The organism is Paraburkholderia sp. CI3 (assembly GCF_050436505.1).
GTDB classification, from domain to species: domain Bacteria; phylum Pseudomonadota; class Gammaproteobacteria; order Burkholderiales; family Burkholderiaceae; genus Paraburkholderia; species Paraburkholderia tuberum.
In genome coordinates this window covers 1,208,904-1,222,681 of sequence record NZ_JBNDMI010000004.1, presented here as the reverse complement: position 1 = coordinate 1,222,681, position 13,778 = coordinate 1,208,904, and the positions used below count along the sequence as shown (strand labels likewise).

11 protein-coding genes are annotated in these 13,778 nt (G+C 65.4%); 8 read left to right on the top strand and 3 right to left on the bottom strand.

The genetic code is table 11. The features are described 5' to 3' along the window. Nucleotides 1–21 precede the first annotated feature (21 nt). A complete protein-coding gene (gene ligA, locus OKW29_RS26995) occupies nucleotides 22–2,085 on the top strand; it encodes an NAD-dependent DNA ligase LigA (protein ID WP_429293264.1) in 2,064 nt (687 codons plus the stop codon). After that, a complete protein-coding gene (gene def, locus OKW29_RS26990; RefSeq protein ID WP_090800596.1) occupies nucleotides 2,085–2,618 on the top strand; it encodes a peptide deformylase in 534 nt (177 codons plus the stop codon). The genes ligA and def overlap by 1 nt, the downstream gene beginning before the upstream one ends. A gap of 96 nt (nucleotides 2,619–2,714) precedes the next feature. On the opposite strand, the gene OKW29_RS26985 is transcribed toward def, so the two are convergent. From OKW29_RS26985 to map, 3 genes are read right to left on the bottom strand one after another with little or no spacing between them, the layout of a single operon-like run. Beyond that, a complete protein-coding gene (locus OKW29_RS26985) occupies nucleotides 2,715–4,691 on the bottom strand; it encodes a pseudouridine synthase (protein WP_429293263.1) in 1,977 nt (658 codons plus the stop codon). Between the two features lie 6 nt (nucleotides 4,692–4,697). Beyond that, on the bottom strand, nucleotides 4,698–7,277 hold the full coding sequence (locus OKW29_RS26980; protein ID WP_429293262.1) for a [protein-PII] uridylyltransferase: 2,580 nt from the start codon (nucleotides 7,275–7,277) through the stop codon (nucleotides 4,698–4,700). Nucleotides 7,278–7,306: 29 nt separating this feature from the next. Then, nucleotides 7,307–8,116 (bottom strand): type I methionyl aminopeptidase, encoded by an 810-nt coding sequence (gene map, locus OKW29_RS26975; RefSeq protein ID WP_429293261.1) that lies wholly within the window; start codon nucleotides 8,114–8,116, stop codon nucleotides 7,307–7,309. 554 nt (nucleotides 8,117–8,670) lie between these two features. Here map and rpsB point away from each other — a divergent pair. The 6 genes from rpsB to OKW29_RS26945 all read left to right on the top strand — a co-directional run bounded on the left by rpsB (nucleotide 8,671) and on the right by OKW29_RS26945 (nucleotide 13,774). Next, nucleotides 8,671–9,423, top strand: a complete 753-nt coding sequence (rpsB, locus tag OKW29_RS26970; RefSeq protein ID WP_013089705.1) for a 30S ribosomal protein S2 — start codon at nucleotides 8,671–8,673, stop codon at nucleotides 9,421–9,423. 218 nt (nucleotides 9,424–9,641) lie between these two features. After that, complete coding sequence (tsf, locus tag OKW29_RS26965; RefSeq protein WP_184066181.1) at nucleotides 9,642–10,523, top strand: translation elongation factor Ts; 882 nt, start codon at nucleotides 9,642–9,644, stop codon at nucleotides 10,521–10,523. Between the two features lie 222 nt (nucleotides 10,524–10,745). Further along, nucleotides 10,746–11,459 carry a UMP kinase gene (gene pyrH / locus OKW29_RS26960; protein ID WP_090800588.1) on the top strand — a complete coding sequence of 238 codons (714 nt, stop codon included), beginning with the start codon at nucleotides 10,746–10,748 and terminating at the stop codon, nucleotides 11,457–11,459. A gap of 97 nt (nucleotides 11,460–11,556) precedes the next feature. After that, the gene (frr, locus tag OKW29_RS26955; RefSeq protein WP_090800586.1) at nucleotides 11,557–12,117 is read left to right on the top strand and encodes a ribosome recycling factor; all 561 of its coding nucleotides are present in this window, start codon (nucleotides 11,557–11,559) and stop codon (nucleotides 12,115–12,117) included. Between the two features lie 62 nt (nucleotides 12,118–12,179). After that, nucleotides 12,180–12,959, top strand: a complete 780-nt coding sequence (gene uppS, locus OKW29_RS26950) for a polyprenyl diphosphate synthase (protein WP_184022637.1) — start codon at nucleotides 12,180–12,182, stop codon at nucleotides 12,957–12,959. Next, nucleotides 12,953–13,774 carry a phosphatidate cytidylyltransferase gene (locus tag OKW29_RS26945; RefSeq protein ID WP_429293260.1) on the top strand — a complete coding sequence of 274 codons (822 nt, stop codon included), beginning with the start codon at nucleotides 12,953–12,955 and terminating at the stop codon, nucleotides 13,772–13,774. Before uppS ends, OKW29_RS26945 begins: the two co-directional genes overlap by 7 nt. Nucleotides 13,775–13,778 lie beyond the last annotated feature (4 nt).

Here is a 13,778-nt window from a genome sequence, read left to right as displayed (position 1 = left end):
TCTCGAGAAGCTTCCGACAGCATGGCCCGATCCTCCGTCCCTCCTTCCGCAACCAGCGCTCCGGCCGAGCGGGCCGTGTGGTTGCGCGCGGAACTCGAACGCGCGAACTACGCGTATTACGTGCTCGATCAACCGGACCTGCCGGACGCCGAGTACGACAAGCTGTTCAAGGAGCTGGAGCGCATCGAGGCCGAGCATCCCGATCTGATCGTGCCGGATTCGCCGACGCAGCGCGTCGGCGGCGAGGCCGCGAGCGGTTTCGAGCCGGTCGTGCACGATCTGCCGATGCTGTCGTTGAACAACGGTTTCGCCGACGAAGACATCGTCGCGTTCGACAAGCGCATCGGCGACGCGCTCGGCAACAACGCGAGCGTGCCGCCGGTTCCCGTCGACTACGCGGCCGAGCTGAAATTCGACGGCCTCGCGATCTCGCTGCGCTACGCCGACGGCGTGTTCGTGCAGGCCTCCACGCGCGGTGACGGCACAACCGGCGAGAACGTCACCGAAAACGTCCGCACGATCCGCTCGATTCCGCTGAAGCTGAAGGGTAAGCGCGTGCCCCACGTGCTCGACGTGCGCGGCGAAGTGCTAATGTTCAAGCGCGATTTCGAGCGCCTGAACGAACGCCAGCGCACCGCCGAACAACGCGAATTCGCGAACCCGCGCAACGCGGCGGCGGGCAGCTTGCGGCAGCTCGATTCGAAGATCACCGCGCAGCGGCCGCTGTCGTTTTTCGCGTATGGCATCGGCGTGCTCGAAGGCATCGAGATGCCGGCCACCCATAGCGAACTGCTCGACTGGTACAAGGAGATGGGCTTGCCGGTCAATGGCGAGCGCGCGGTCGTGCAGGGCGCCGAAGGCCTGCTCGGCTTCTTCCACGCGGTCGGCGAGAAGCGCGACAGGCTCCCCTACGACATCGACGGCGTGGTCTATAAGGTCAACCGGCGCGACGAGCAGGATGCGCTCGGTTTCGTGTCGCGCGCGCCGCGCTTCGCGCTCGCGCACAAATTCCCCGCGCAGGAAGCGCTGACGAAGCTGGTCGCGATCGACGTGCAGGTCGGCCGCACCGGCGCGATCACGCCGGTCGCGCGGCTGGAACCGGTGTTCGTCGGCGGCGCGACGGTCACGAACGCGACCTTGCACAACGAGGATGAAGTGCGCCGCAAGGACATCCGCATCGGCGACACGGTGATCGTGCGGCGCGCCGGCGACGTGATTCCGGAGGTGGTCAGCGCGCTGCTCGAGCGTCGTCCGGCCGACGCGCGCGAGTTCGTGATGCCGACGCAGTGCCCGGTGTGCGGTTCGGCGATCGAGCGGCTGCCCGACGAGGCGATCGCGCGCTGCACGGGCGGGCTCTTCTGTCCGGCGCAGCGCAAGCAGGCGTTGTGGCACTTCGCGCAGCGGCGCGCGCTCGATATCGACGGCCTAGGCGAGAAGATCATCGATCAACTGGTCGAACAGAACCTGGTGCGCACGCCGGCCGATCTGTTCAATCTCGGCTTCACGACGCTCGCGGAACTCGACCGCTTCGCCGAAAAGTCCGCGCAGAACCTGCTCGACTCGCTCGACAAGGCCAGGCACACGTCGCTCGCGCGCTTTATCTACGCGTTGGGGATTCGCCATGTCGGCGAATCGACCGCGAAGGATCTCGCGAAGCACTTCGGCTCGCTCGATCCGATCATGGATGCGTCGCTGGAGGAACTGCTCGAAGTCAACGACGTGGGGCCGGTCGTCGCCGAATCGATCCACCAGTTCTTCGCCGAGGACCACAACCGCACGGTGATCGAACAGCTGCGCGCGCCGGGCAAGGTCACGTGGCCCGAGGGGTCGCCAGCGCCGAAGGCGCCGCAGGGCGTGCTGGCCGGGCAGACGGTCGTGCTGACCGGTACGCTGCCAAACCTGTCGCGCGAGGACGCGAAGGAAATGCTCGAGGCGGCCGGCGCGAAGGTGGCGGGGTCGGTATCGAAGAAAACCAGTTACGTGGTGGCGGGGGCCGACGCGGGCAGCAAACTTTCGAAGGCCGAGGAACTCGGCATCCCCGTACTCGACGAAGATGGTATGCGCAAGCTCCTGGAGGGGCACTGATGATTCACGACATTCTGAAGATGGGCGATCCGCGCCTGCTGCGAATCGCCGAGCCGGTCGATCACTTCGACACGCCCGAACTGCACCGGCTCGTGGAAGACATGTTCGAGACCATGCACGCGGCGAACGGCGCGGGTCTCGCCGCGCCGCAGATCGGCGTCGATCTGCAGGTGGTGATCTTCGGCTTCGGTTCGAACGAGCGCTATCCGGACGCGCCGCCGGTGCCCGAAACGGTGCTGATCAACCCGACCGTCACGCCGGTCTCGCAGGACATGGAAGAAAGCTGGGAAGGTTGTCTGTCGGTGCCGGGGCTGCGCGGCGTGGTGAGCCGGTTTTCGATGATCCGTTATCACGGCTTCGACCAGTTCGGCAATCCGATCGACCGGGTCGCTGAGGGTTTTCACGCACGGGTTGTGCAGCACGAATGCGATCATCTGATCGGCAAGCTGTATCCGATGCGGATTACCGATTTCTCGAAGTTCGGCTTTACGGAGGTCCTGTTCCCGGATCTCGATACGAATAGCGACGACTGACACAGCTGCCGCCAACAAAAAACCCACGCCAAAGTGCGTGGGTTTTTTGTTGTGCCGATGCGCCCGCTCTCAGCAAAGAGGCGCATTGGACGGACCTCAGAACGACTCGTCTTCCGACAGATAGCGCCACTGTCCCGGCGGCAGCGCGCCGAGCATCACCTGGCCCATGCGCACGCGCTTCAGGCCCACCACCTCGAGACCGACCAGTTCGCACATGCGGCGAATCTGACGCTTCTTGCCTTCGCGCAGCACGAAACGCAGCTGCTCGCCGTTCTGCCAGCTGACCTGCGCGGGCTTCAGCGCGACGTCGTCGAGCGACAGGCCGTGGCGCAGCAGCGCGAGTTTTTCGGCCGGGAAATGGCTTTCGACGTCGACCGTGTGATCGCCGTAGGCGACGCGCACCAGATACTCCTTGTCCACGTCCGAGTGACCGCCGATCAGTTGCTTCGCGATGCGGCCGTCCTGCGTCAGCACGAGCAGGCCCGTCGAATCGATGTCGAGACGCCCGGCCGGCGCGAGCTGGCGCAGATGCGACGCCGAGAAGGAGATCCCCGAACGGTCGCCTTCCCAGCGATTCTCCGGCGTGACGAGCGTGATGGCCGGCTGATAGCCGTCCTCCGCCTGGCCCGACACGAGCCCGACCGGCTTGTGAACGATCACGGTCACCTGGCTCGACTGAAAGGCTTCGGCGGCCGGGTCGATGTCGATGCGCTGATCCGGGAACACCTTCGTGCCGAGCGTATCGACGCGCTCGCCGTCGACCATGACCCAGCCTTTCTCGATCCATTCGTCGGCCTCGCGACGCGAGCACAGGCCGAGCTTGGACATCAGCTTCGACAGACGCAGCATGCCCGGCGCGTCTTCGCGATCGCGGCGGGGCGGGTGCGGGGTGTCGATGGGGGTGTCGACGGGGGTGTCGACGGGGCGGGCGGTTGCTGATGCCGAGGCTCGCGGCTTGGCGGCGCGGGCCGGTCGGTCGTCGCCGAAGCGGCGGTTCGCGGCCGGCAACGTGTCGTCGAAGCTGCGCGCAGGGCGCTCGCGACGCTCGGTGCGTTCGCCGTAGCCGCCTTTTGCGGGCTTCGCGAAGCTGCGCTCGCCACGCTCGCTTTCGAAGCGGCGCGAGGTGCTGTCGCTGCGCGCACCTCGATCGCCACCGCGACGCTCCTGCGGCTCACCGCGATCGCTACCGAAGCGCGGACGGTCGGCGGCCTCGCGCTCCCGGCGCACCGGACGATCGCCACGCGCGCCGCCTTCCGACGGCCTGCCTGTGCCTGGACGCGGACCGCTGAACGGACGGCGTTCGCCGGCGTCGCGGCCCGGTGCGCGCTCGCCGCGCTCCGCATTGCCCTCGAAACGACGGGGTGCGCGTTCTGCACGCTCGCCGAATTCGCGCCGAGGAGCGCGTTCGCCACGCTCAGCGCTGCCTTCAAAACGACGCGGCGCGCGTTCGCCACGCTCGCCGAATTCGCGTCGAGGAGCGCGTTCACCACGCTCAGCGTTGCCTTCGAAACGACGCGGCGCGCGTTCAGTCCGTTCGCCGAATTCGCGTCGAGGAGCGCGTTCGCCACGCTCAGCGTTGCCTTCGAAACGACGCGGCGCGCGTTCAGTCCGTTCGCCGAAATCGCGCCGAGGCCCGCGTTCACCACGCTCAGCGTTGCCTTCGAGACGACGCGGCGCGCGTTCAGTCCGTTCGCCGAAATCGCGCCGAGGCCCGCGTTCACCACGCTCAGCGCTGCCTTCGAGACGACGCGGCGCGCGTTCTCCGCGCTCGCCTCGCTCAGCCGCACCTTCGAAGCGGCGCGGTGCGCCCGCGGCAGCCGCGCCCCGTTCGCGCACGCCCGACCCTTCGGCACGCGGCGCGCGTGCACCAGCGCCCGCCGGCTTCGCACCGACCGGCCGCTTCGCGCCACCACCCGTCGACGCCGCGCCTTCGCGCTTCGCGCCGGCCTCGGCCTCGAATGGCTTCGGCCGCGCTGGACGGGTCGGCTTACGCGCCGACGCGCTGCCGGGGCGGACAGGGGCGCGTTCGGACGACGCCGGCCGCGGATGCTTCGCTGTTAATTTGATTCGCATGAAATCTCACACTGCGATCGCGCGCAGTAGTTCGGTCTCGACCTGAATTTGCAGGCGGTTGTCCGACAGGCTGTGTCCTTCGAGCAGAAACACGTCCTCGACGCGTTCGCCGAGCGTATTGATCCGCGCCGAGGCGACGCCGACCCGGTGCTCAGCCAGCACGCGCGCGATCGAATAAAGAAGGCCCGGCCGGTCGTTCGCCGACACGGACAGGATGTAGTATTGGCCGCGCTCATCGGCCCGCAGGTCGACGCGCGGCGTAATGGGGAAGGTGCGCGACAGCCGTGACAGCCGGCCCTTCGACGGTCCCGGCAGCAAGGTGCCGTGGCCCGCGAGGCGCGCGGTCAGCTCCTGCTCGACCAGATTGGCGATGTCGCGATAGTGCACGTCCTCTTCGGTGTGCGCGACGAGGAAGTTGTCGAGCGCGTAGCCGTGGCGCGTCGTGCTGACGCGTGCATCGAGCACCGACAGGCCGTTGCGGTCGAAATACGCGCAGATGCCCGCGAACAGATCGGGCTGGTCCTTCACGTAGACGAGCACCTGCAGCGCCTCGCCGATCGGCGACGGCCGCGCGCGTACGAGCGGCGTCGGCGTTTCGACGTGGCGGTACAGCACGCGCGTCTGCCACGCGATGTCCGCCGCGTCGTGGCGCAGGAAATAGCCGACGTCCAGCTTGTCCCACAGCGCCCGTTGCGCGCCTTCCGGCACGGTTTCGAGACGCAGCAGCGCGAGCGCCTCTTCCTGGCGCGACTTCAGCTCGGAATGCTCGTCCGGCTGGGCACCGCCAAGCACGGCGAGCGTGGTGCGGTAGAGGTCTTCGAGCAGCTTGCCTTTCCACGTGTTCCAGACCTTCGGGCTGGTGCCGCGGATGTCGGCGACGGTCAGCAGATAGAGCGCGGTCAGGCGGCGCTCGGTGCCGACCAGCTCGGCGAAGCGCTTGATCACTTCAGGGTCGCTCGTGTCCTGCTTCTGCGCGACCTGGCTCATCGTCAGATGCTGCTGCACGAGCCACACGGCCAGCTCGCCATCCTCGCCTTCGATGCCGTGCTGGCGGCAGAAGCGCCGTGCGTCGGCCATGCCCAGCGTGGAATGATCGCCGCCGCGGCCCTTCGCGATGTCATGAAACAGCGCGGCCACGTACAGCACCCACGGCCGGTCGAAGTTGACGATCAACTGGCTGCAGAACGGGTATTCGTGCGCATGCTCGGCGACCGCGAAGCGGCGCAGATTGCGCAGCACCATCAGGATGTGCTGATCGACCGTGAACACGTGGTACAGGTCGTGCTGCATCTGCCCGACGATGCGCCGGAAATTCAGCAGATAACGCCCGAGCACGCTCGTCTGGTTCATCAACCGGAACGCATGCGTGATGCCGGCCGGCTGCTTCAGGATTTCCATGAAGAGCCGGCGATTTTCCGGATCGCGCCGCCAGTGCTGATCCATCACGTCGCGGGCGTTGTAGATCGCGCGCAGCGTGCGCGCCGACAGTCCCTTCACGCCGGGGGTGCGCTCGTATAGCAGGAACGCCTCGAGGATCGCCTTCGGCTCGCGCTGGAACACGTCGTCGGAGGCGATTTCGAGCATGCCCTGTTTTTCGACGAAGCGATCCGACAGCACGCGCGTGATGCCGCTCGTGCTCGGAAACAGCTGCGCCTCGATGTTCTGGATCAGGATCGTCGCGAGTTGCGTGACCGCTTTCGCGGCCCAGTAGTAGCGGCGCATCAGCTGCTCGCTCGCGCGCTTGGTCGCGGTCGGCTTGAGGCCGAAGCTTTCCGCGACCGGCGTCTGCAGGTCGAACACCAGGATGTCCTGGCGGCGCCCGGCGATCACGTGCAGCCGCGCACGCAGCGACTTCAGGAAGCCTTCGTTGTGGCGCAGCTCGCGCGCCTCGCGCTCGGTGATGAGTCCGCGTGCTTCGAGTTCGCGCCAGCTGCTGCCGAAGCCGGCCGCCTGTGTGATCCACAGGATCAGCTGCAGGTCGCGCAGCCCGCCCGGGCTTTCCTTGATGTTCGGCTCGAGCGCGTAGGGCGTGTCCTGAAACTTCGCGTGACGCTGGCGCATTTCGAGCACCTTCGCCTGGAAGAACGCCTTCGGGTCGAGCGCCGCACGGTAGCGCCGAGCGAAATCGTCGAACAGTGCGGTGCTGCCGGTGATGCGGCGCGCTTCCAGCAGCGAGGTACGCACCGTGACGTCGTTGGCCGCTTCCTCGATGCATTGCGACACGCTGCGCACGCTGCTGCCGAGTTCCAGCCCGAGATCCCACGCGAGGCTGATGAAGCGCTCGATGCGCGCGTCCAGATGCTCGAGCCGCGCGTCGGGCAACAGCACCAGGATGTCGATGTCGGAGTGCGGCGCGAGTTCGCCGCGCCCATAGCCGCCAACCGCGACCAGCGCGAGGTCGTCAGGCAGCTCGCAGGTGTCCCAGGCGGCGCGCAGCGAATGGTCCGTGGCGCGCGCGAGGGCGGCCATCAACGCGTCGACGTTGGTGGCCGTTCGGAAGCGTTCCAGCAACTGGGCTTTGGCCACTTTGTAGTCCGCCTTGAGCGACGAGGCATGGGAGGGGGCGACGGCTGGAACGCTACTCATTGGCAGGAAGGCGGTGTGGTCGGAATCGGTCAGGCCGTGGCCGCGACCACGGGCGGACGCGCGGGCGTGCCGGCCGACACGGTCAGCACGTCGTAGCCGGTCTCGGTGACGAGCACCGTGTGCTCCCACTGCGCGGACAGGCTGCGGTCCTTGGTCTTGACGGTCCACTGGTCGGGCATCGTGCGGATGTCACGGCGGCCGGCGTTGATCATCGGCTCGATCGTGAAGATCATACCGGCCTGCAGTTCGAACCCGGTGCCGGGGCGACCGTAGTGCAGGATCTGCGGATCTTCGTGGAATACGGTGCCGATGCCGTGTCCGCAATATTCGCGCACCACGCTGTAGCCGAGGCCTTCGGCGTGCTTCTGGATCGCATAGCCGATGTCGCCGAGATGCGCGCCGGGTCGCACCTGGTCGATGCCGAGCCACATGCATTCGAAAGTGGCTTGCACGAGGCGCTTTGCCATGATCGACCCTTCGCCGACGATGAACATGCGGCTCGTGTCGCCGAAATAGCCGTCCTTGATCACGGTGATGTCGATGTTCAGCGCGTCGCCGGTTTTGAGCGCCCTGTCGCCCGGAATGCCGTGGCAGATCACGTCGTTGACAGAAATGCAGGTGGCTTTCGGGTAGGGCGGGTAGCCGGGCGGCTGGTAATTCAGCGGCGCGGGGACCGTGCCCTGGTCCTTCAGCATGTATTCGTGACACAGACGGTCGAGCTCGCCAGTGGTGACGCCGGCCTTGACGAACGGCGTGATGTAGTCGAGCACTTCGCTCGCGAGCCGGCAGGCGACGCGCATCTTCGCGATATCGTCTTCGTTTTTGATGGTGATAGCCATGGTTTCCTCGGAAGCCTTGCTGGATAAGGCTTGCTGGGTGTTGCGGTGGCCGGGCGGAGGGGCGTCTGCCGGGCACGGAATGCCGGTCGATCCTTAACGCCCCCGCGCGTGGCGGAATCGAGGCATTTTACAGCAGTGGGGGCCGGGTCGTTGCGCAGGATCGGGCGGCAATGGGCGAAAAGCGCCAGAATCGGCAAATTGGCGGCCCAAAGGACGCCAGGCCGGGCTTCGGGCCCGGCGGCGCGGTCCCGTGCGTAGGACCATCGGCCGGTGGTCGGGCCGGTTGAGTCAGTCGGTCGTCGCGTGCTATACTCTCGGGCTAAGTCGGTCCTAGTCCGCTTTTATTCGCGAGTCCGCAAATTCGCGCATGGCAGCTGGGCGGAGCGGCTTCTCGCGGCACTCCGGTTGTTGGGTGTCGTGAGTGAGAGAAAGTCGTGTCAGGCAACCAATTCGCAAGCCGGCGCACCCAGGGTGTCGTCGCGTTCCAGCCGAGGTAGAGGCGAGCGCGGCCGATACGGCAGCCGGTTTAAGACCCAACCCTCGTGGAGAATTTCATGGCAGTTACGATGCGTCAAATGCTGGAAGCAGGTGTCCACTTCGGTCACCAGACCCGCTTCTGGAACCCGAAGATGGCCCCCTTCATTTTCGGTCATCGCAACAAGATTCACATCATCAACCTCGAAAAGACGCTGCCGATGTACAACGACGCGCTGAAGTACGCGCGTCAGCTGGCATCGAACCGCGGCACGATCCTGTTCGTCGGTACGAAGCGTCAATCGCGTGACACGATCGCCCAGGAAGCGCAGCGCGCTGGTATGCCGTTCGTGAACGCGCGCTGGCTCGGTGGCATGCTGACCAACTTCAAGACGCTGAAGGTTTCGATCAAGCGCCTGAAGGACATGGAAGCGGCGCTGGAAGCCGGTGAAACCGAGCGCATGAGCAAGAAGGAAGCGCTTCTGTTCGAACGTGAAATGGCCAAGCTGCAGAAGTCGATCGGCGGCGTGAAGGACATGGGCGGCATTCCGGACGCGATCTTCGTGGTTGACGTCGGCTACCACAAGATTGCCGTGACCGAAGCAAACAAGCTCGGCATTCCGGTCATCGCCGTGGTCGATACGAACCACTCGCCGGAAGGTGTGGACTACGTGATCCCGGGTAACGACGACGCCAGCAAGGCCGTCGCCCTGTACGCGGCTGGCGTGGCCGATGCGATCCTCGAAGGCCGTGCCAACGCGGTCAACGAAGTGGTCCAGGCTGCGCGTGGCGGCGACGGCGACGAGTTCGTCGAGGTCAACCCGGAAGCGTAAGGCTGCCCAGGGTCCGGCATAAAAGGGGGCTTTCTACAGGCCCCCTTTTTTTAAGTCGCGACGTCTATGACAGTTGTTGTAACGGGCATCTGGCAGAGTGCTCGAGGCGACGCGAGGCGCGTCGCTCGCAAAAAATGCGCGAAAACGCTGAAACGAATTCCTGCCGCCGGCATCGAAATGCGGGCGGCGTGTGACAGACAGAACTCAAGGAGCAAATGATGGCGGCAATTACCGCAAGCATGGTTGCAGAACTGCGCGCGAAGACCGACGCGCCGATGATGGAATGCAAGAAGGCGCTGACGGAAGCCGACGGCGATCTGGCGCGCGCTGAAGAACTGCTGCGCGTGAAGCTCGGCAACAAGGCGAGCAAGGCGGCATCGCGCGTGACGGCCGAAGGCGTCGTCGCATCGTTCATCAACGGCAACGCTGGTTCGCTCGTCGAGCTGAACTGCGAAACCGACTTCGTCTCGAAGAACGACGACTTCCTCGCGTTCTCGAAGAAGATCGCCGAACTCGTCGCGACGCAAAACCCGGCTGACGTCGCGGCGCTGTCAGCCCTGCCGCTCGACGGCCAAACCGTCGACGCAGTGCGCCTCGCGCTGGTCGGCAAGATCGGCGAAAACCTGTCGATCCGCCGTTTCGTGCGCTTCGACACCGCGAACAAGCTGGCGGCGTACCTGCACGGCACGCGCATCGGCGTGCTGGTCGAGTACACCGGCGCGGACGAACAGGTCGGCAAGGACGTGGCGATGCACATCGCCGCGATGAAGCCGGTTTCCCTGTCGTCGGACGACGTGCCGGCGGACCTGATCGCCAAGGAACGCAGCATCGCTGAACAGAAGGCCGCCGAATCGGGCAAGCCGGCTGAAATCGTCGCGAAGATGGTCGACGGCAGCGTGCAGAAGTACCTGAAGGAAGTGTCGCTGCTGAACCAGACGTTCGTGAAGAACGACAAGCAGACGATCGAGCAGATGCTGAAGGCGGGCAACTCGAGCGTGCAGAAGTTCGCGCTGTTCGTGGTCGGCGAAGGCATCGAGAAGAAGCAGGACGACTTCGCAGCGGAAGTGGCCGCCCAGGTCGCTGCTGCAAAGCAACAATAAGCGTTACCCAAGCTTCACCGCCGTACCGTTTGGACCCGCGGCGAGGCAAGACCTCGCCGCGGTCGGCAGCGCCGCAAGACCGCGCACGAGTTGACCCTCGCCGCGCGGCCGCCGCTGGCGAACCTCAGGGTTCGCCAATTTGGCGGTGCTTGCCCGAATCAGCATTTCACCCCTACATTAGTCCCTTGTTGTTGCCCTGTTCTGCGCGATCTGGATACCCCTATGCCCACTGCCTATAAACGCGTCCTGCTCAAACTCTCCGGTGAAGCTCTGATGGGCGACGATGCCTTCGGCATCAATCGCGGAACCATCGAACGAATGGTGGCGGACGTGGCCGAAGTGGTCCGTCTCGGAACGCAACTGGCCGTGGTGATCGGCGGCGGCAATATTTTTCGCGGCGTCGCGGGCGGTGCGGCGGGTATGGACCGCGCAACGGCCGACTACATGGGTATGCTCGCCACGATGATGAACGCGCTGGCGCTGCAGGACGCGATGCGTCACGCCGGCATCGAGGCGCGCGTGCAATCGGCGCTGCGCATGGACCAGGTCGTCGAGCCGTACATCCGGCCCCGCGCGATCCGCCAGCTCGAGGAAGGCAAGGTCGTGATCTTCGCGGCCGGCACCGGCAACCCGTTCTTCACGACCGACACGGCCGCTGCATTGCGCGGCGCGGAAATCGGCGCGGAAGTGGTGCTGAAGGCGACCAAGGTGGACGGCGTCTATTCGGCCGATCCGAAGAAAGATTCGAGCGCGACCCGCTACAGCACGATCAGCTTCGATGAGGCAATCGGCCGCAATCTGCAGGTGATGGACGCGACGGCTTTCGCTCTGTGCCGCGACCAGAAGCTGCCGATCCGCGTGTTTTCGATCGTCAAACCCGGTGCGCTCAAGCGCATCGTGCTAGGCGAGGACGAGGGCACCCTCGTCCACGTGTAAACTTCGTTTACATTACGTGGGCTTTGACGCGAGCCCGGGCCGCCGCATCGCGCGTGCCGGGCGGCTCGCACCGTTTTGAAGGTTCGGAGGTTTAAAAATGTCTGTGGCTGATATCAGGAAGGGCGCTGAACAGAAGATGCAGCGCTCCATCGACGCGTTCAGGAACGACCTGTCGAAGATCCGCACGGGCCGTGCGCACACGGGCCTGCTCGATCATATCCAGTGCGACTACTATGGCTCGCCGGTGCCGATTTCGCAGGTCGCGAACCTGACGCTGATCGACGCGCGCACGATCGGCGTGCAGCCGTGGGAAAAGAAGATGGTCCAGGTCGTCGAAAAGGCGATCCGCGAGTCGGATCTCGGTCTGAACCCAGCTACCCATGGCGATGTGATCCGCGTACCGATGCCAGCGTTGACCGAAGAGCGTCGCCGCGAGCTGACCAAGGTCGTTCGCAGCGAAGCCGAAACGGCCAAGGTGGCCGTGCGCAACCTGCGCCGCGACGCCAACGAGCAACTGAAGAAGCTCGTCAAGGACAAGGAAATCTCGGAAGACGACGAGCGTCGTGCCGGTGACGACGTCCAGAAGCTGACGGACAAGTTCGTCGCCGAAATCGACAAGCTCGTCACAACGAAAGAAGCCGAGATCATGACGGTCTGACGCCGTTCGGCTCAGCACCTTCTGATTTCCACTTCTTTACTGGCATTACTGTCCCGACGGCCATGACCTATACCAGCTCAACCGTGCGCGTGCCTGAAGTCGCCGCGGTGCCGCGACATATCGCGATCATCATGGATGGCAACGGCCGTTGGGCCACGCAGCGGCGTCTGCCCCGCGTGGCGGGCCATACGCGCGGCGTCGACGCGGTGCGGGCGGCCGTCGAGGCGTGCGCGCGGCGGGGCGTCGAATATCTGACGCTGTTCGCGTTCAGCTCGGAGAACTGGCGCCGTCCGAACGAAGAGGTATCGTTCCTGATGCGCCTGTTCGTCACCGCGCTTGAGCGCGAGATCGGCAAGCTGCACGCGAACGGGATCCGTTTGCGCGTGGTCGGCGATCTCGAGCGTTTCGACGACAAGATCCGCGATCTGATCAAGCGCGCGGAAACCAAGACCGCGCGCAATACCCGTCTCACGCTGACCATCGCCGCGAACTACGGCGGGCGCTGGGACATCATGCAGGCCACCCGCAAGCTCGTCGAGCAAGCGGCGGCGGGCAAGCCGGTCGAGGTCAACGAGGACGCGTTCGCCGAGCACCTGTCGATGGCCTACGCACCCGAGCCGGACCTGTTCATCCGCACCGGCGGCGAGCGCCGCGTCAGCAACTTCCTGCTGTGGCAGCTTGCCTACACTGAGTTCTATTTCACCGACACGTTCTGGCCGGATTTCGACGCCGACGCGCTCGGTCACGCCATCGCTTCGTACACGGAGCGGGAACGCCGCTTCGGCCGCACCAGTGCTCAGCTCGAGCCGCAATCGCAGAACGTCGATTCGCTTCCATGCTAAAGACCCGTGTCATCACGGCGATCGTGTTGCTGGCAGTGTTCCTGCCTGTCACGCTGTTCGCGCCTGTCGGCGCATTCGGCGCGCTGATCGCTTTCGTCGTCGTGTTCGCCGCGTGGGAGTGGGCGCGCCTGCTGAAGCTCGGTGGCGCGGGTCCGGTGCTGTACGCGCTCGTCGCGGCACTCGGACTCGTCACCAGTACGCGGGTGGGCATCGGCACCGAGCCTGCGCGGCCGTTCTTCCAGGCGGCGGCGATTTTCTGGGTGATCGCCGGTCCATTCGTGCTGCTGCGCAAGCCCGTGCTCGCGCAGGGCGCGTGGCGCGCGTTTCTGTTTCTTGCCGGAATCGTCGGTTTCATCGCGTGCTGGCATGCTCTCGTCGCCGCGCGCATGCAGGGTGTGCCGTTCGTGCTGTCGCTGCTGCTATTGGTATGGCTCGCCGATATCGGCGCATACTTCTCCGGGAAGGCATTTGGCAAGCACAAGCTGGCGCCAGCGATCAGTCCGGGTAAAACCTGGGAGGGGGCGATCGGCGGCTGGCTGCTGGTCATGATCGTCGCGGCCGCGGCGATCTTTTTGCACGCGTTCGAGCCGACCCTGTATTCTGCGCTGCTGGCGCAACTGGGTGCGCTGCGCGCGGTGCTCGCGCTGACCCTGCTGGTGGTTTTCAGCGTGGTCGGTGACCTGTTCGAATCGATGATGAAACGTCAGGCCGGCGTCAAAGACTCGAGCGGCCTGTTGCCGGGGCACGGCGGCGTGCTCGATCGCATCGACGCGTTGTTGCCGGTGCTGCCGCTCGCCATGCTGCTGCTCGGCTAGAGAA